Here is a 17,486-nt window from a genome sequence, read left to right on the forward strand (position 1 = left end):
CGCACAAAACCCTTCTGTGGAAGGGTTTTGTGCTTTGGAGTGATGGATGCCCTTGTTCTTGACCCTGCGATTTACACTTCTGCTCGGCCTACGCAGCCGGGCAACCTGGCTGGTTTTTGTATTAGGTGTGGGAATGGTGGTCGCCGCTGCGCTCGCCGGCGCATTTTCCGCCCGCCAACCGCTGGTTGTAGCCAGCGATGTTGCCATCAGTGGCCTGCATTTCGCTCTGCTTTTTCTTAGCCTGATCTGGGTTCAGGAACTATTGCAAAAAGACAGGGAGCGCAAGCATGTGATCTGGATGCTGGCCTACCCGCTGCAGCCCAGCGACTATCTCCTCGGCCGCTGGCTAGGCTGCGCATTGCTTCTTCTGCTATCCGCCGCGCTGCTCGCACTGCCCGTTGCCGCTATCGGGCGTTATGCCAACTGGGGTTATGCCGCCAGTAGCCAGGTATATTTCGGCTGGCCCTTTCTCTGGATGATTCTAGGCATCTGGCTGGAAAGCCTGGTCATCCTCAGCTTTACCGTTCTGATTTTCACTTTAAGCCGCACCCCTTTCCTGCCACTTGCCATTGGCCTGATGTTCGCCATCGCGGCCAAAAGCTGGAATACGGCGATTACCTATCTGATGTTCAGCAACGATGCGCCACAGGCATTGCGAGAACATAATCTGCCGATCCTGAAAATGCTCAAGTGGCTGATCCCCGACCTCAGCGCCCTGGATTGGCGGGCGGCTTATCTCTACCCCGATGCCGCGGCACCCGGCTATCTCGCCGGCTCGATCCCAGCCCTCCTTTATTGCGGCATCCTCGTGACATTGGCGTTGGTCATTCATCACTGGCGGCACCAGGAAGCATGAGCTCGCGCTTAGCCATCACCATCGGGCTAGGGGTAGCATGCCTGGGCGGTTATATCGCTTACGGGCTTCATTGGTCACCGCGTGCAGAACAGGAGCGTGACGAAGGAACCCTGCGTGTGGCATTGCCAGTACCGGTGCAACTGGTCATGACTGGCGGAGACCGCTACCTTGCCGCGAACCTGAATGTCTTCCGGGCCATCATGGTCACAACCAAAAACCCGGACCCGGAAACCGTGGCAGTCCAGGCCCAGCTTCAACAGCAAGCAAGCTGGTTCAATCCGGCGCACGAAGATAACTATTACCTCGCCGCCGCGACACTGGCCTGGCAAGGAGAAGCACAGGCGGCCCAGATCGTGTTGCACAACGCCACAGGGGGGCGCCCCGCCGATATGTACCCACCGTTTTTCTATGGCTTCAACCAGCAGTACTTTTTTGGGGACTATGCGGGTGCTGCCACGTCCATCAGAACCGCCGCTGAACGCGTAGAAGGCAACAACAAACTCGCGTTGCAGGCGATGGCGGCTCGCTGGGCCGAGAATATGGACAACCCGAAGCAGGCGCTGAACATCTTGCACGCCATGGCATCGCAAACGGCCCACGCCGGCCTGCGCGGTTATCTGCAAAGCAGGGCAGCTCGCGTGGAGGGGCTACTTGCTCTACGCGCGGCAGCCGAAAGCTACCGAAAGCGAAAAGGCCAACCCATCCATAGCCTGAACGATCTGGTGCCCTCCGAACTGGCCGAGCTACCTGCTGATCCAACCAATTTGGGTTACGCCGTAAATCTGCAAGGGGTGCCTATTTTGGTCACCCGCAGGCCCGCGCAAACCCAGCCTTGAGATAACCGTCATGACTACAGCCATCGAGCTGGTTCGCCTCAAAAAGACATATCGTGCCGGTTGGCGCAAAACCAAGGTCGCGCTCGACGACCTCAGTTTGTCCGTCCAGCCCGGCGAGGCATTTGGCTTCATCGGGGCAAACGGCGCAGGTAAAAGTACAACCATCAAGGCACTCATGGGCTTGCTGGCACCTGATGAAGGCGGCGCCTCATTGTTTGGCATACCAGCCTTGCAGCCACGCGCACGCCAGCGCGTCGCCTATGTGCCCGAAAGCCCCATTTTGTTTGATCAGCTGACGCCTTTGGAACTGATGGATTACGGCTGCGCCTATCATGGAGTGCGCAAGCCATCCATGCGAGAGCACTGCCTAAGCTGGCTTGCCCGCTTTGGCCTGGAAGAAGTAGCCAACAAGCCAATTCGGGGCTTTTCCAAAGGCATGACACAGCGCGCCGCGCTGGCACACGCGTTAGCCATCGAGCCACGTCTGCTGGTGCTGGATGAACCGCTCTCCGGGCTGGATCCCGTTGGACGCAAACTGGTCATGGATGTGATGGGCGAGTTTCATGCTGCGGGGGGAACCCTGTTCTTCTCTTCGCATGTGCTCTATGACGTACAACGCCTGGCCGATCGCTTTGGCATCATCCACCAGGGCAGGTTACGCGCACTCGGCAATTTGTCCGAGCTTGAACAGGCGCCGGATACCGCGTTGCAGTTACGCATTGCCGGAGAAAATGCCCCCACGCAGGCGACGCCACTCGGTGCTGGAGAATGGCTCATCGAAGTCCAGCAAAATGACCTGTGGAATATCCTGGATACCTGTCGCGAACGTGGCATGCGTGTTGTTGAGCTAAGGCCCCGGCTGGATCTTGAACAGTTTTTCAACCAGTTGGTAGAGGCCCCCATAGCAGACCAGTAAAGACTTCTGGCATATTCCTTGCTTACCCTTTGGTTGCTCGGTCGGGATACGTTGGGGACAACCATGAGACATATGCGGGGTTTTACGCTGATTGAACTGATGATAGTCGTAGCCATTATCGGAATCTTGGCGGCGATTGCAATTCCAAATTACGAACAATATATGCAAAAAAGCAGTAATAAAACAGCACAAGCCGACGCCAGGAATTTCCTGACAGCCGCCGTGGCAAACTCTCAAAACTAAAAGTTTCGATATTCACAAATCCCATCCTTGACAGATGGGATTTCTTTATTGGTTTTTGCAAATATCGATGTACGAAACTTCTTTGTTCTCAAAAAAAAAGCTCCCTGTCGTAATAGGTGCCCTGCTACTCATTGTGCTCTGGCTGGTTGCGCATCCTTATCGGGGCATTGTCCATGATGCGCGCCTTTATTTCGCCCAAGCCATCTATCTGGACAATCCCGCAGCATTTTCCAGCGATCTGTTCTTCAAATTCGGCTCGCAGGACAAATATACCTTTTTCACCAATGCTTATTCATTCCTGTTAAGCATATTTGGCGTAAAAGTCATTTACTTCATCTGGCTTGCTTTCCAGTTGATCTGGATATCCGCCGTTTATTTCATAGCCCGCTCAGCAATGCCCGCACGCCAGGCTATTTTTGTTTCGATGTGCCTGGCGGCAGTTGGGGACAATTATTATGGCGGCAATGGCATTTTTGAATATAGCGAAGGATTCCTTACCGCCCGGATTGCCGCAGAAGCACTCTCTCTGTCTGCAATTGCATTGGCAATGAATTCAAAAAAAAGCATCGCCATTGGCATGATGCTTCTGGCGTTGATCTGCCACCCCCTCATGGCTATATGGGCGGCGCTTCCTGTAATAGCTATCTGCTTCCCCCATCCACGTATTTTAATAAGCGCAGCATTGTTGGTTACGGTTACAGGTCTGCTTTTTTTCTTTCTTTATCATACGAATTCACTAGACCCTGCCTGGCAAGCCCAGGTTATTCGCGGCGTTCCCTATCTGTATTTTAGCGAATGGACGCCCCAACAAAAAGCAGCACCGTTAATTGACATCCTAACGATATTTACCGCCTTCATCGCGGCAAGGGGCCGGTTCAGACTACTGCTTTTTATAATAATTGCCAGTGGCTGCCTCGGGTACCTGCTGAGTTGGGCGGCTTCATATTTCGACAATATATTTTTATTAAAAATACAGCCATGGAGAATTGGCTGGATCACCTCATCATTTTCCAAATTTTGCGCTGGATATATCTTCATTCATGCCTTTCGGCATCGTTCCAAAATAGTCAATCATGTTTTTCTTCCGATTTTTCTTTCCTCACTATTTTCCCCATCCGTCTGGCTGGCAAGCGCACTAGCCGTCAGTTGGCTATGGCTCACAAAATACAGCCATTCAGAAGAGCAGCGCCCTTTATTCAATTTTGCAAAGCTCATGTGGCTGCTCCCATTATTCATCATAATCATGGCGGCCACGGAGCTCCCGGATTTTCAAACGGCCACTCCCCTCTACAACAACAATTCGCTGGTTTTTTTTCAGTACCTGATTGGCTCCGATATAAAATGGCTTCTGCCGTTTATTTTGTGGGGAATAATTTTTCGAACACCCCCTATAATAGGTGGGATGCTCGCGGTGCTATGGATAACAGTGCTTCTTGTTTGCTGGGATGTAAGAAGCCCCTTGCTTAGAGAGCTTGAATCAGGTCCAGTTAAAACCCCGCATGCAATCCAATCCATCATTCGCCCGGGAGATATGGTTTACTGGCCGGATAATCCGGAGCTCGCATGGATCGTATTCAGAACAGCACACTATGAATCAGGCACTCAAGCGGCAGGAATGATCTTTTCAAGAGAAAATGCCCTCGAAGCTGGGCACCGCTACCAGGTTGGGCAGCTACTTTATAAAAATAAGGTTCTCGATTTCAATTTTGATGCCTTTGACAAATTTTGTCGTGCAAGCCACGTTAAGGCACTGGTTGTACCAGCAAGTAAGCAATTTCTTCTGAGCCAACCCCGACATTATTTATTCTCCTTGCACTCCAGAAAGTATGGCTTGCTGCTCTGCCCATAGAGGGAAAAATGGCTGCATTACATCTCATTAGAGGAATTGCGCTACAGCTATTCCTGATTGTTTTTTCCATGGTACTGGTAAAATTCGTTTTACAAATCGGGCTTTTCAGCGGCGAAGCTGTATTTTTTTATCGCGGGTTAAAGGTAATACTTGTCACCATATCTGCAATTTCCTTGCTATTACTCGCCGTGCCTTTCAATTGGATAGATAGAAAAGACGTGCTGGTCAGCTTTAGCATGATGCTTTGTGTCAATACCCTGTTCTTTACTCATTTACCCGTTACGGCGGACCGATCTGTCACAGTATTCCTGCTAGGCTATATGTCCGATGCCAAGAAAAGTGCATACAGCAAGGATGAGCTCGAATCCGCCCTGATTGAAAAATACATTCGAGAATTCAAAGCTGTAGATCGTAGAATGGATGAGCAAATCAGGACGGGAACAGTATCCGCCACAAACGGCGAATACTCCTTGACACCTCAAGGAAAATCCTTGACCAACCTCTATTCGAAAATAGTCGAATGGTATGAAATACCAGACGATTACGTTCACCCCTTACACAAAAAAATGCCCCGCTCAGGGGAGCCCAGCAGCAGCAAATGAACTACCCATCTATTGGCCCGATAAGCTCACCGCACGCAAGGACTACGCTGGAGGCAGTAATAGCGTACTTGTATCTATTGGCCCCTACGTTGATTTTTTTTCTTTTTTTTGTCGACCCATTCCTCCTGCCTATCGCCGCCCTCATAACTGGATTGAGCCTTTTCTGGTGCATTCCTTCCGCTCGGAAAGAAAACAGCTTTTATTGGGTAATTTCAGCATTAGTAGCAGGCATCCTGATATGGATTGCAGGATTTTCGAGAAATCAATTCGCGTGGGATTGGTTCAAGCACTGGGCAATTCTAAACGAAATCAGCCGGAATGATTGGCCAGTATCGCTAGAATTACAAGGTAGCACACATTATCTGCGCTATTATGTGGGTGCCTACCTGCTGCCCGCCTTGTTGGTCAAAACATTTTCGATCATCACCCCCAAAATAGCTTTTTGTGGCTATCTCTTTCTGGGGTATGTGATAATTTGCAAAATGGTGTTATCGCGATATGTTGTTCCTACGCGCGCCGTATGTGCCCTTTTATTCATTCTTGCCTTGGGCGGGGCCGATTTCTACGCAGAGCATCTGCTAAGAGCATTGAAAGATATGCCGAGCGCGCCTTTTCTTGGAATCCACTCTGAAAGGTGGGCTTATGACAATCTTGGCCTGCCAATCGAATACTCTTCCATCATCACGGCTTTGATCTGGGTCCCACACCAGAGCATTCCCACCTTTATCTTCATCCTGATGGCTTTACGGCATCAGCAATTCTCTTTATCGTTTCTCGCAGCCACCTTTTGTTTGCTGGCAATATGGACCCCATATGGAATGATTGGAGCCTTGCCCATCGTTCTCTGGCTGTTCTGGTCCAGAAGATTTGAATTGGGTTCCATTTTAAATATTGTCACCTTTGTCACATTCTCCGCCGCCGCACTAGTCGTGGCGCTTTATCTTTCAAGTGACATGCCAATGGGCGGGGCGTGCATAACTTGCATTTCACAGCGACTTCCCAAGCTCAACGAGTTGCTATTTTTTCTCCTGGCCGAATTGGGAATATTTGTTTTCATATTGCGCCGAAACATTTACAGGGATCGCCTCTGCCTCATTTCGTTGATCATTCTGCTTATCCTGCCTTTTACATACGGGAACACCAGTGATTTTGTAATGCGGGTTTCGCTTGGGCCGATATTTCTTCTGAGCGTGAGATCAATAGATACGTTAATGGATGCGGGGCCGGTCAAAAAGAAAATGGTTTTGGCAGCCTTGATCTTGTGCCTGCCTACATCAATCAATGAAATTGGTTATTTCATAAATAGTGGCAACAGCCACCGACGGCTCCCTCAATTCGACCCGCTATCGGAACAAGCAGCAGCATTGTTCGCAACCGACACCCGGTATTCCGCTGCGGATTTCTTTCAAATCTGTGGCTGGAAATTTCTGCCTCAATATTTCATCACGGAAAAGCCACGGCTTCTGAAAAGCAACTGACAAAAAAAGGCCACCTGGATGGTGGCCTTTTTTCTTTATGGAAGCGAAGAAATCTCTTTTGTCCCCCAGTGCGGAAAATACTTCCGCACCAGCCCATTCAACTCCACCTCGAAAGCCCGCAGCCGAGTCAGTTCGTCCATTTCGCCCAGCGGCGCGTCGGCACTTGTGGATACACCCGTCACCATCCCCGCCCCCGCCGTCGCATTACTCAACCGGTCGATCACGATAAAGCTACCCGTACCGCGGCATTGGGCGTAGGCATCGAAGACCACCGGCGCATTCACTTCAATTGTCACCAGGGCGATTTCGTTCAGTTGCAGTGAATCCACTTCCACCTGGGCCAGGGTGTTCACATCCACGCGGTGCCGAATGCGAGCGATGCGGCCATAGACGGTTTTGCCACCCAGCTTGAAGGCATATTCCTTACCAACGATCAGCGGTGCTTCGTTCATCCAGACCAGATGGGCATCGAAACGCTGCCCGACGCTGGGCCGTACGTCGGTGGCACGGATCAGCATATCGCCGCGGCTGACGTCGATTTCGTCTTCCAGAGTCAACGTGATGGCTTGTCCGGCAAATGCGGCCGGCTGTTCGCCTTCGTAGGTAACGATGGCTTTTACCCTGGACGATTTGCCGGATGGCAGTGCGACGATCTCGTCGCCCGGGCAGACATGGCCGGCGGCGATCGTGCCGCAAAAGCCACGGAAGTCCAGGTTCGGCCGGTTCACGTACTGCACAGGCAGGCGGAACGCATCCAGCTTGGCATTGCGGCTGATCTCCACGCTTTCCAGCAGCTTCATCAAGGTGTCGCCCTCGTACCAGGGCGTCTGGCTCGACTCGTTGACGACGTTATCGCCGCGCAATGCAGAGATCGGCACGAAGCGGATGTCGGGAATATCCAGTTGCTCGGTGAAATCGAGATACGCGTGTTTGATTTCGTTGAAACGCGCTTCGGAGAAATCGACCAGATCCATCTTGTTCACCGCTACCAGCACATGGCGGATACCCAGCAGGCTGACGATGAAGCTGTGTCGGCGCGTCTGCGTCTGCACCCCGTAACGCGCGTCGATCAGGATGATGGCCAGGTCGCAGGTGGAGGCACCAGTAGCCATGTTGCGGGTGTACTGCTCGTGCCCCGGGCAGTCGGCGATGATGAACTTGCGGCGATCGGTGCTGAAGTAGCGATACGCCACGTCGATGGTGATGCCCTGCTCGCGCTCGGCCTGCAAGCCATCTACCAGCAGCGCCAGGTCGATTTCCTGGTCGGTGGTGTTGTACTTCTTGCTGTCTTTCTGAATGGCGGCAAGCTGGTCTTCGAAGATCAGCTTGGAGTCGTGCAGCAGCCGGCCAATCAGCGTGGATTTACCGTCATCCACGTTGCCGCAGGTGATGAAGCGCAGCAGGTCCTTGTTCTCGTGCTGCTTCAGATAGGCGAGGATGTCGCTGGCGATCAGGTCGGACTGGTGGGACATGGTTGCAGCCTAAAGCGTGATCCAGCGCCGGGTACCCACGGCCTGCTGGTTGGGGTTATCTGGGTTATGCCTGTGCCGGATTCGGCGCGATTACACATATCAGTTAAAAACGCTCCCGAGCCATGCGAAGCCCAGGCGCGACAGCAAGGCTGGACGTCGGGACAAAAAGGGGCCGCTGTTGCCCCATCCAGGCCAGCGCGCCCGGTACATGCCCCGCAAGCGCGCAATACCTGGCAGAACGCACCGACGCTCAGAAATAGCCTTCCATCTTTTTCTTTTCCATCGAGCCGCTGGAATCGTGGTCGATCACGCGACCCTGGCGTTCGCTGGTGGTGGTCAGCAGCATTTCCTGGATGACCTCGGGCAGCGTGGCGGCGGTGGATTCCACCGCGCCGGTAAGCGGGTAGCAGCCCAGCGTGCGAAAGCGCACGGATTTGGTCTGGATGCCCGCTTTCTGTTCCGGGGTCAGGTATTGCAGGATGCGGTCGTCGTCGATCATGACCAACGTGCCGTTCAGGTCCACCACCGGGCGCTCGGCGGAAAAGTACAGCGGCACGATCTCGATGTTTTCCAGGAAGATGTATTGCCAGATATCCAGTTCGGTCCAGTTGGACAGCGGAAACACCCGGATCGATTCGCCACGGTCGATCTTGGAGTTGTAGAGGTTCCACAACTCGGGACGCTGGTTCTTCGGGTCCCAGCGGTGGTTCTTGTCGCGGAACGAATAGACCCGCTCCTTGGCGCGGCTCTTTTCCTCGTCGCGCCGGGCGCCGCCGAATGCCGCGTCGAAGCCGTATTTGTTCAGCGCCTGCTTCAGGCCCTCGGTCTTCATCACGTCGGTGTGCTTGGCACTGCCGGCGGTGAATGGGTTGATGCCCGCCTTCACGCCTTCCTCGTTCACGTAGGTGATGAGGTTCCAGCCTTCCGCCTTTTGCTTGTCGCGCAGCTTGTACATCTCCTGGAATTTCCAGGTGGTATCCACGTGCATCAGCGGGAACGGGGGCTTGCCCGGCGCGAAGGCTTTCCTGGCCAGATGCAGCATCACGGCGGAATCCTTGCCGATGGAGTACAGCATCACCGGGTTGTCGAACTCGGCCGCCACTTCGCGGATGATATGGATCGATTCCGCTTCCAGTTGCTTGAGATGGGTCTGTCGCGCGTCGCTGATGGTGTTCATGAAGGAGTCTGGGGGCAAAAAGCATGAAAGACCGGGCACTGTGCCCGGTCTTGAAAAGGGTAATCTACCTAATTCGCAAAACGGCAAAAAGACGCGATGGTTATAACGTTAAGCCATTACACTTTTGCCGTTCCGGTCACACTGCCGACCAGGGCCGCCCCAGCGGGTTGAAGCTGGGCTTCTGGCCACCCCACAGTTGCTCCAGATCGTAATAGTCGCGCACGGCGGGCAACATCACGTGCACCACCAGCGAGCCTGCATCCACCAGCACCCATTCGCCGCTTTCTTCGCCTTCAGTGGACAGCACCTCGAAGCCCTTGGCTTTCAGCTCGACCGCCACGTTGTTGGCCAGAGCGCGCACCTGCCGGTTGCTGTCGCCGGAAGCCACCACCATGCAATCGAACAGATCGGTGAGTTCGGCGGTATCCAGTATTTCGATGTACTTGGCCTTGATGTCTTCCAAAGCGGCTACGGCCACGTCGCGCATTTGCTGGGTTTGTTCGTTCATTCCTGTTTCCTGTGACAACCCGCGCCTGGATGGCCCGGGAATCGCCGGCCGATATCGGTTGCCGGCAAAACCGCTAGTGTACCCTCAGCCATTGTGGTGGACGCATTCCTTGTCCGCCGTCGGGCAACCGGGGCGGGCGATTGGCGGTATGGCAAACCCGCGCCATCAATTGAAAAGGCCCGCCGAAGCGGGCCGGGTATTCGACAACTGGCGCTTCAGCTCCGGATTTCGCCGTTGCCCAGCACAATCCATTTTTCGCTGGTCAGGCCATCCAGCCCAACCGGGCCACGCGCGTGGATCTTGTCGGTGGAAATACCGATCTCCGCGCCCAGCCCGTACTCGAAACCATCGGCAAAACGGGTGGAGGCATTGACCATGACGCTGGCGCTATCCACCTCGCGCAGGAAGCGCCGCGCCTTGGTGTAGTTCTCCGAGACGATGGCATCGGTATGGTGGCTGCCATAGGTGTTGATGTGGTCGATGGCTTCGTCCAGATCGGCAACCAGCTTGATCGACAGGATCGGCGCCAGGTATTCGGTACGCCAGTCTTCCTCGGTGGCCGGCACCGCATCGGGCAGGATATCGCGCGTCGCGGTGCAGCCGCGCAGCTCCACCCCCTTGCTGCGGTAGATCTCCGCCAGCGGCGGCAGGATCACGTCGGCGACGTTCTCGTGCACCAGCAGCGTTTCCATGGTGTTACACGGGGCGTAGCGCTGCGTCTTGGCGTTATCGGCGATGCGGATTGCCTTTTCCGGGTCGGCCTCGTCATCGATGTATACGTGGCAGATACCGTCCAGGTGCTTGATCACCGGGACACGCGCGTCGGCGGCGATGCGCGCGATCAGGCTCTTGCCGCCGCGCGGCACGATCACGTCCACGAATTCGCTCATGGTGATCAGCTCGCCCACGGCGGCACGATCCGGCGTTTCGACGATCTGCACCGCCGTTTCCGGCAACCCGGCCACCGCCAGACCTTCCTTCACCAGCGCGGCGATTGCCTGATTGCAATGAAAGGCTTCGCGCCCGCCGCGCAGGATGGTGGCGTTGCCCGATTTGATGCACAGCCCAGCGGCATCGGCGGTCACGTTGGGGCGCGCTTCATAGATGATGCCGATCACGCCCAGCGGCACGCGCATTTTGCCCACCTGGATACCGGTGGGGCGAAACTTGAAATCGCCCATGTTGCCGATGGGGTCCGGCAACGTGGCAATCTGGCGCAGGCCTTCGGCCATGGTGGCGATGGTCTTGTCGGTCAGTTGCAGCCGGTCGAGCAGCGCCGGCTCCAGGCCATCGGCACGTGCCTGTTCCATATCGCGTGCGTTGGCGGCCTTGAGCGCGTCGGCATCACGCTCGATGGCGTCGGCAATGGCGATGAGCGCCTGGTTCTTGGCGCCGGTATCGGCCTTGGCCATTGCGCGGCTGGCGGCGCGGGCGCGGCGGCCGACGTCCTGCATGTAGAGCTTGATGTCCATGGGTCAAACCAGTGGGAACGAACAGTATCGGGGCATTGTAACGAGGAAAGGGGCCGGCTTGCAGCCGGATCACGCTTCGGCGGTCAATGTGCTCGGCCAGCTCAGCGTCATGCGCGCACCGCCCAGCTCGCTGTCGCCGATGCGCAGCTCACCGCCGTGCCCCTTCATGATCATGTCGGTGATCGCCAGCCCCAGCCCATGCCCGCCGGTACTGCGGTTGCGGCTCCCCTCCAGCCGCTCGAACGGCTTGAGCAGACGCTCACGCGCGTCCTCCGGAATGCCGGGGCCGTCGTCCTCCACTTCCAGCGAGGCGACGCCATCGTGCCAAGAGAACGTCACCCGCACCTGCCCTCCCCCGTAGCGCCGGGCATTGTTGACCAGGTTGCCCAAGGCGCGGCCCAGATAGTAGCGGTCCGCCCACAGCCATGGCTCCGCCTCGCCCGTGGCGTTGACGAACGCCACCGCCGCGGCATTCACCGCCAGTTCATCCAACTGACGTGTCAGCCATGGCAGCGCTTCGAACGGCTGGGGCTCGGGCTTCATCTCCGGCCGCTCCAGCGTACGCAGCGTCAGCCATTCCTCGACCAACTGGTCCATCTGTTCCAGATCGCGCTCGGCCCCGCCGATGAAGCTTTCCACCGGCGCCCCCGCCTTGACCGCTTCCAGGCGGTAACGCAGACGCGCCAGCGGCGTGCGCACATCGTGCGAGATCGAATCGATCATGGCCTGACGGCTGGCGGAGAGTTCCTCGATATCCTGCGCCATACGGTTGATGGTGCCGGACAGTGGCTCCAGCGGCGACGATTCCTCCAGCTTGGTTCGCGCGCCAAAGTCGCCCGTGCCCAGCTTGCGGCTCTGACGGATCAGCGTCAGCAGGTCCCGCCAGAACGGGCGTAGCCATAGCCAGGTGGGAACGCCCAGCGCCGCACACATCAACAGCAAACCGATGGCATCGGGCCAGGACACGCTGTCCAGCCGCGAGAGATACGCCACTGGCCCCAGCTCGATGACCAGTTGGGTATCGGGAATGCGGTGGATATAAATGTTCCGGCGCGGCAGATAGAGCGTTTCGCCATTCATCATCCCCTGTAGCAGCGAGGGGTTGAGCTTGTAGGCCTCCACTTCTTCGATGTTCACCGGCACCGGCAACTTGTTGCGCAGGCGTGCGATCTCGTCATGCCAGAGCGACTGGGGCAATGCGCCCAGTTCGTTCTCGACGATGATGATGGTGCTCTGGAAGACGTCGTTCAGGTACTGACGGTTGATCCGCTCCAGCATCTGCTTGTAAACGGCGCCGATCAACAACGCCGACGCCAGAAAGCAGATCACGACCGTCAGGTAGAAACGCAGAAACAGTTTACGCATGGGCGATATCCCTCACGCGGCGGCGCGCGCCGTGCGCGGCGGGCTTTACTCCTGCCACCAGATATCCGCCGCAAACAGGTAGCCCTTGTGGCGGATGGTCTTGATTTTGCGCGGCTCGTTGGGGTCGTCGTTCAGTTTCTTGCGCAGGCGCGAAATCGCCACGTCGATACTGCGATCCATCCCGTCGTACTCGATGCCCCGCAGCGTCTTGAGCAAGTGATCGCGCGACAGGATTTCGCCGGCGTGGCGCGCCAGCTCCCACAGCAGATCGAAGTCACCGGTGGACAGGTGCAGCGGCTCCTTGTCGTAGGTCGCGGTGCGGTTACGCGCGTCGATCTGCAACTTGCCGAAGTTGAGCGATGAGCGATCGCCCGCCGCGATGGGTGCCGCCGCGTCCACCTGGCCACCCTGCCCGCCTCCCTGGCGCAAGTGGGCACGGATGCGCGCCAGCAGCACCGCCGGCGGCGTGGTCTTGACCACATAGTCGGTAGCGCCTATCTCGAAACTGAGGATCTGGTTCATGTCGCTGTTGAGCGAGGTCAGCATCACCACCGGCCCGCTGTAGAACTCGCGCAGCTCGCGACATAGCGTCAGGCCATCCTTGCCAGGCAGCATGATATCGAGCAGGACCATTTCCGGTGGCTGGACGCGCACCCGGTTGAGCAGGTCGCCACCATCGGCCAGATGCTCGACTTCGAATTCGAAACTTCTCAGAAAGCCGCCGATCAGTTCGGCCAGCTCGCTATCGTCTTCAACGAAAATGATGCGCTGCGCCATGGTACCGTTCCTGAATAGATCGGGTGATTGTAGCCAGAGCGCGGGCGTCGCGTCTTGCAGGGGGTAAAAGAATGGCGGTACGAGAAGTGCTGAAGATGGGCGATCCGCGTCTGTATCGGATCGCGGAACCGGTGAAAGCCTTTGCCACAGCCGATCTTTACGAACTGGTGACCGACCTGTTCGACACCATGCGCGCGCACCAGGGCGTGGGCATCGCCGCCCCTCAGATCGGCGTGAACCTGCAGGTGGTGATCTTCGGGTTCCAGCGGAACTCGCGCTACCCGGAAGCACCGCCGGTACCGGAAACCGTCCTGATCAACCCGGTGCTGACGCCGCTTTCTCCCGAGCGGGAGGAAGACTGGGAAGGCTGCCTGTCCGTACCGGGGCTGCGTGGCCGCGTGATTCGGCATACGGCATTGCATTACACGGGCTTCGATGTCGAAGGGCGCCTGATCGACCGTAGCGTGGAAGGGTTCCATGCACGGGTGGTCCAGCACGAATGCGATCACCTGAACGGCATCCTGTACCCGCTGCGTATCGACGATCTGCACAAGCTCGGCTACACCGAAGTGCTCTTCCCCGACTACACCCGTCGCCCGCAAGGCGAAGCGGACACAACGAGCGGGCAATAAAAAAACCGCGGCAATGCCGCGGTTTTTCTCGATGCCTGAGCGATCAGACCTTGCGGATCGCTGCAGCTTGCAGACCCTTCGGGCCTTGCTTCACATCGTATTCAACGCGTTGGTTTTCGGCCAGGCTCTTGAAGCCGTTGCCCTGGATTTCGGAGAAATGCGCGAACAGATCGGCGCTGCCGTCATCCGGGGTGATGAAGCCGAAGCCCTTGGAGTCGTTGAACCACTTAACGGTACCGGTAGCCATTGCTACGTTCCTTCTTTGAAAAATAAAAATAATTCGGGCAATAGTTCGCCCTGGTCCTGCAAACGATCAAGAAACGTAGCCGGGAAGCAGCGAGGCGCCACTCTAGGGGCGGGGGAACTGCTCGAATACATGCATTGATACGACTGCGAGGGGCACGCTACCGGGAAAAACCGGCGATGTCCATCGTTTTCTGCATCGCGGGTAAAATGCCCCGACCAAAAACGCAACCAAATACCAATGACCTCTTCCGCTTCCCCCATCAAACTGATCGTCGGCCTGGGCAATCCTGGTGCCGAATACGCGGCCACGCGCCACAACGCGGGCTTCTGGTGGGTGGACCAACTGGCCCGCGATGGCGGCGCCACGCTACGCCACGAGAACAAGTTCCACGGCCAGGTCGGACGGGCGCGCCTGTCCGGCCACGAGGTCTGGCTGTTGCAACCGATGACGTTCATGAATCGCAGCGGCCTGTCGGTGGTGTCGCTAGCGCAATTTTACCGTGTCCTGCCGCACGAAATCCTGGTGGTGCACGACGAACTCGACATCCCGCCGGGGCAGATCAAACTCAAGCAGGGCGGCGGCAACGGCGGGCACAATGGCCTCAAGGACATCCAGGCCCATCTCTCCACGCCCAACTTCTGGCGCCTGCGCGTCGGCATCGGCCACCCGGGCGACCGCGCACAGGTCGCGGCCTATGTACTCAAGCCGCCACGGATGGAGGAACAGACGCTGATCGACGAAACGCTGGATCGTGCCCATCAGATCGTGCCGCAACTGCTGTCGGGCGACCTGGGCGGCGCCATGCAAAAACTGCATACCGACGAAGCACGTCGACGCCCGCACAAAGCCGCCCCCGCCCCATGAAAACCATCCTTGTGGCCAATCCCAAGGGTGGTAGCGGCAAATCGACGCTGGCTACCCACCTGGCAGCATATTTCGCCTGGGAAGGTGAATCGGTGATGCTGGGTGACCTGGATCGGCAGCACACGGCAAAACGCTGGCTGGCGCAGCGCCCGGACAACTTCCCCCGCATTCATGGCTGGGAGCTACCGGAAGGGCTGCCCGCGCGTCCACCGCACGGCACGACGGTGGCGGTGCTCGACAGCCCGGCCGGCCTGCATGGGCGGAAGCTGGATGCCGCGCTCAAGGTGGTTGAGCGTGTGGTTGTACCGGTGCAGCCCGCCAGCTTCGATCTATGGGCGCTGACGGATTTCTTCGAACGCCTCGCCGAAGAAAAAGCCGTACGCAAAGGACGTGTCGAAATCGCCGTCGTGGGAATGCGGGTCAATCCGCGCACCCAGACCTTCCGTCGTTTCCAGAATTTCGTGGCCGACTACCAACTGCCGTTGCTGACCAGCCTGCGCGATACACAGCTCTACGTGCAATTGCAGCCACGCGGCCTGACCCTGTTCGATCTGCCGCGCCCGCGCTTCGAGCGCGACTTCGCGCAGTGGCAACCCCTACTCGAGTGGTTGAAATGACCGATTTGCCCAAGATTCCCGTCAATCTCGTCACTGGCTTTCTCGGCGTCGGCAAGACAACGGCGCTGACCCGGCTATTGGCCGGCAAGCCCGCCGATCAGTACTGGGCGGTGGTGGTCAACGAGTTCGGCGAGATCGGTATCGACGGCGCCACGCTGTCGGCGGCCGGCGACAACCTCAACGTGGCCGAAGTGCCTGGCGGTTGCATCTGCTGCACCACCAGCCCGATGTTGCGCACCGCGCTGACCCGACTGGTACGTGAGCGCCGCCCGGATCGCATCCTGATCGAGCCGTCCGGCCTGGGGCATCCGGCTGGTATCGTCGATCTGCTGCGCGACCCCCTGCTCGCCAAGGCATTTTCGCTGCGCGCGGTGGTGACCTTGCTCGATCCGCGCCATCTGGACGATACCCGCTACACCACGCACGAAACCTGGCGCGATCAACTGGAACTGGCCGACGTGCTGGTGCTGAACAAGGTCGATCTCGCCGACGCCGAACAACTCGCCCGTGCCCGCCGCATGGGCGAAGCATTGTTCCCGGAGAAGCTGGCGATCGTCGAAGCGATCAAGGGCGACCTCGATCCCGCGTTGCTGGACCTGGCCCTCGATACCCGGCGCTGGGGCAACGTCGTGGTCCGCCCCGCCGGACATGGCCTGACACCGTCACGGCGACAGGGTGCCCCCGTTCAGGCGGAAACGGAGCCCGCCTACCCACTGCGCAAAACCCAGTCCAGCCTGGATTCGCATAGTTGCGGGTGGGTCTTCGGGCCGGAAACCCTGTTTGTTTCCTATCAGGTGGCCGAGCTGTTCGAAGCCTTCAGCCAGCCCGAAGCACTGGAACTGGCCGGCCTGACGCGCGCCAAGGGCGTATTTCACACGGAGCGAGACTGGTATCGCTTCGACTGGGTGGATGGCATGCCTGCGGCCGCCATTTCGGCATACCGCCGCGACAATCGCTTCGAAGTGATCGTACAAAGCACGACGCCGCCCGATTGGGCGGCGCTGGAAGCGGCATTGTTTGCGACGCGTCTCGACAGCGCGGCGGACCTCAGTTCTTGAGCGCGGCGCGAATCTGCGCCAGGTAAGTTTGCGCGGCGCCGTCGTGGCCGCGTTCGCGCATCATCTGCAACCAGTGGCCGATGGCGGCCTCCAGCGCCGCCTTGTCCATCGAGCCGTGCAACTGGTGCAGCAGGTTATCCAGCGCGCCAGCCAGCTGGTTCTGGTTGCTCATCTCCAGCACGGTACGAATCCGCGCCATCTGCCCGGCGCTGATGGTTGCGCTTTCCAGCGATACCGCCGCAGCCGGGGCGGGCGCGGCCTTGGGTGTCGCAGCGGCCCCACCGGCGCTGACGCCGCCGACGCGTTCAATGAAGCCATCCCACTCCAGCTCCATCAGCCGATGGATCATTTCCTTTTCCGGAAGCTGCAATGCCAATTGGCCCGCCGGTGTCTTGCCATCGATCATGATCAATAACTGACGTAGCTTCGGAGACAGCGCATGCGCGCGGGTGCGCATTTCTTCCGCGCCCATATCCGTTTTACGGAACACCACATCCAGCATGACTCGCCCCCCAGG

Annotated in this window: 19 protein-coding genes; 11 read left to right on the plus strand and 8 right to left on the minus strand. The window is 57.6% G+C overall.

Annotated elements, in window-relative coordinates; all coding sequences use genetic code 11:
- Nucleotides 1–46: 46 nt before the first annotated feature.
- The 7 genes from FAZ21_RS03405 to FAZ21_RS03435 all read left to right on the plus strand — a co-directional run bounded on the left by FAZ21_RS03405 (nucleotide 47) and on the right by FAZ21_RS03435 (nucleotide 6,780).
- Nucleotides 47–856 (plus strand): hypothetical protein, encoded by an 810-nt coding sequence (locus FAZ21_RS03405; protein ID WP_136771873.1) that lies wholly within the window; start codon nucleotides 47–49, stop codon nucleotides 854–856.
- Complete coding sequence (locus FAZ21_RS03410; RefSeq protein WP_136771874.1) at nucleotides 853–1,692, plus strand: hypothetical protein; 840 nt, start codon at nucleotides 853–855, stop codon at nucleotides 1,690–1,692. Before FAZ21_RS03405 ends, FAZ21_RS03410 begins: the two co-directional genes overlap by 4 nt.
- 10 nt (nucleotides 1,693–1,702) lie before the next feature.
- Nucleotides 1,703–2,608 carry an ABC transporter ATP-binding protein gene (locus tag FAZ21_RS03415; protein ID WP_136771875.1) on the plus strand — a complete coding sequence of 302 codons (906 nt, stop codon included), beginning with the start codon at nucleotides 1,703–1,705 and terminating at the stop codon, nucleotides 2,606–2,608.
- A 99-nt stretch (nucleotides 2,609–2,707) separates the two neighbouring features.
- A complete protein-coding gene (locus FAZ21_RS21010; protein ID WP_373279522.1) occupies nucleotides 2,708–2,851 on the plus strand; it encodes a Tfp structural protein in 144 nt (47 codons plus the stop codon).
- A 67-nt stretch (nucleotides 2,852–2,918) separates the two neighbouring features.
- On the plus strand, nucleotides 2,919–4,700 hold the full coding sequence (locus FAZ21_RS03425) for a hypothetical protein (RefSeq protein WP_136771877.1): 1,782 nt from the start codon (nucleotides 2,919–2,921) through the stop codon (nucleotides 4,698–4,700).
- A gap of 8 nt (nucleotides 4,701–4,708) precedes the next feature.
- The gene (locus tag FAZ21_RS03430; RefSeq protein WP_136771878.1) at nucleotides 4,709–5,302 is read left to right on the plus strand and encodes a hypothetical protein; all 594 of its coding nucleotides are present in this window, start codon (nucleotides 4,709–4,711) and stop codon (nucleotides 5,300–5,302) included.
- A complete protein-coding gene (locus tag FAZ21_RS03435; protein ID WP_136771879.1) occupies nucleotides 5,299–6,780 on the plus strand; it encodes a hypothetical protein in 1,482 nt (493 codons plus the stop codon). The genes FAZ21_RS03430 and FAZ21_RS03435 overlap by 4 nt, the downstream gene beginning before the upstream one ends.
- Before the next feature lie 35 nt (nucleotides 6,781–6,815).
- Here the strand turns inward: FAZ21_RS03435 and cysN are convergent, their stop codons facing one another.
- The 6 genes from cysN to rstA all read right to left on the minus strand — a co-directional run bounded on the left by cysN (nucleotide 6,816) and on the right by rstA (nucleotide 13,551).
- Nucleotides 6,816–8,252, minus strand: coding sequence for a sulfate adenylyltransferase subunit CysN (gene cysN, locus FAZ21_RS03440; RefSeq protein WP_136771880.1), 1,437 nt, complete (start codon nucleotides 8,250–8,252; stop codon nucleotides 6,816–6,818).
- Nucleotides 8,253–8,502: 250 nt separating this feature from the next.
- The gene (gene cysD / locus FAZ21_RS03445) at nucleotides 8,503–9,429 is read right to left on the minus strand and encodes a sulfate adenylyltransferase subunit CysD (protein WP_136771881.1); all 927 of its coding nucleotides are present in this window, start codon (nucleotides 9,427–9,429) and stop codon (nucleotides 8,503–8,505) included.
- 136 nt (nucleotides 9,430–9,565) lie between these two features.
- The gene (gene rsfS / locus FAZ21_RS03450) at nucleotides 9,566–9,937 is read right to left on the minus strand and encodes a ribosome silencing factor (protein ID WP_136771882.1); all 372 of its coding nucleotides are present in this window, start codon (nucleotides 9,935–9,937) and stop codon (nucleotides 9,566–9,568) included.
- 215 nt (nucleotides 9,938–10,152) lie between these two features.
- A complete protein-coding gene (locus FAZ21_RS03455; RefSeq protein WP_136771883.1) occupies nucleotides 10,153–11,409 on the minus strand; it encodes a glutamate-5-semialdehyde dehydrogenase in 1,257 nt (418 codons plus the stop codon).
- A 69-nt stretch (nucleotides 11,410–11,478) separates the two neighbouring features.
- Nucleotides 11,479–12,774, minus strand: a complete 1,296-nt coding sequence (locus FAZ21_RS03460) for an ATP-binding protein (RefSeq protein ID WP_136771884.1) — start codon at nucleotides 12,772–12,774, stop codon at nucleotides 11,479–11,481.
- A gap of 45 nt (nucleotides 12,775–12,819) precedes the next feature.
- Entirely contained in the window at nucleotides 12,820–13,551 is a 732-nt protein-coding gene (gene rstA, locus FAZ21_RS03465; RefSeq protein ID WP_136771885.1) for a two-component system response regulator RstA, read from the minus strand.
- 71 nt (nucleotides 13,552–13,622) lie between these two features.
- On the opposite strand from rstA, the gene def reads away from it, so the two are divergent.
- Nucleotides 13,623–14,183 carry a peptide deformylase gene (gene def / locus FAZ21_RS03470; RefSeq protein ID WP_136771886.1) on the plus strand — a complete coding sequence of 187 codons (561 nt, stop codon included), beginning with the start codon at nucleotides 13,623–13,625 and terminating at the stop codon, nucleotides 14,181–14,183.
- A 43-nt stretch (nucleotides 14,184–14,226) separates the two neighbouring features.
- Here def and FAZ21_RS03475 read toward each other — a convergent pair whose 3' ends face one another.
- The gene (locus FAZ21_RS03475) at nucleotides 14,227–14,430 is read right to left on the minus strand and encodes a cold-shock protein (protein ID WP_136771887.1); all 204 of its coding nucleotides are present in this window, start codon (nucleotides 14,428–14,430) and stop codon (nucleotides 14,227–14,229) included.
- 237 nt (nucleotides 14,431–14,667) lie between these two features.
- Here FAZ21_RS03475 and pth point away from each other — a divergent pair, with 237 nt between their 5' ends.
- From pth to FAZ21_RS03490, 3 genes are read left to right on the plus strand one after another with little or no spacing between them, the layout of a single operon-like run.
- Nucleotides 14,668–15,294: an aminoacyl-tRNA hydrolase gene (gene pth, locus FAZ21_RS03480; protein ID WP_136771888.1), complete on the plus strand. Its 627-nt coding sequence runs from the start codon at nucleotides 14,668–14,670 to the stop codon at nucleotides 15,292–15,294.
- Nucleotides 15,291–15,911: a nucleotide-binding protein gene (locus tag FAZ21_RS03485; RefSeq protein WP_136771889.1), complete on the plus strand. Its 621-nt coding sequence runs from the start codon at nucleotides 15,291–15,293 to the stop codon at nucleotides 15,909–15,911. The genes pth and FAZ21_RS03485 overlap by 4 nt, the downstream gene beginning before the upstream one ends.
- A complete protein-coding gene (locus FAZ21_RS03490; protein WP_136771890.1) occupies nucleotides 15,908–16,969 on the plus strand; it encodes a CobW family GTP-binding protein in 1,062 nt (353 codons plus the stop codon). The genes FAZ21_RS03485 and FAZ21_RS03490 overlap by 4 nt, the downstream gene beginning before the upstream one ends.
- Here the strand turns inward: FAZ21_RS03490 and FAZ21_RS03495 are convergent.
- Nucleotides 16,959–17,459, minus strand: a complete 501-nt coding sequence (locus tag FAZ21_RS03495; protein ID WP_136771891.1) for a hypothetical protein — start codon at nucleotides 17,457–17,459, stop codon at nucleotides 16,959–16,961. The two genes, FAZ21_RS03490 and FAZ21_RS03495, sit on opposite strands and share 11 nt — an antisense overlap.
- Between the last annotated feature and the right edge of the window lie 27 nt (nucleotides 17,460–17,486).

The organism is Chitiniphilus eburneus (genome assembly GCF_005048205.1).
Classification (GTDB): Bacteria; Pseudomonadota; Gammaproteobacteria; order Burkholderiales; family Chitinibacteraceae; genus Chitiniphilus; species Chitiniphilus eburneus.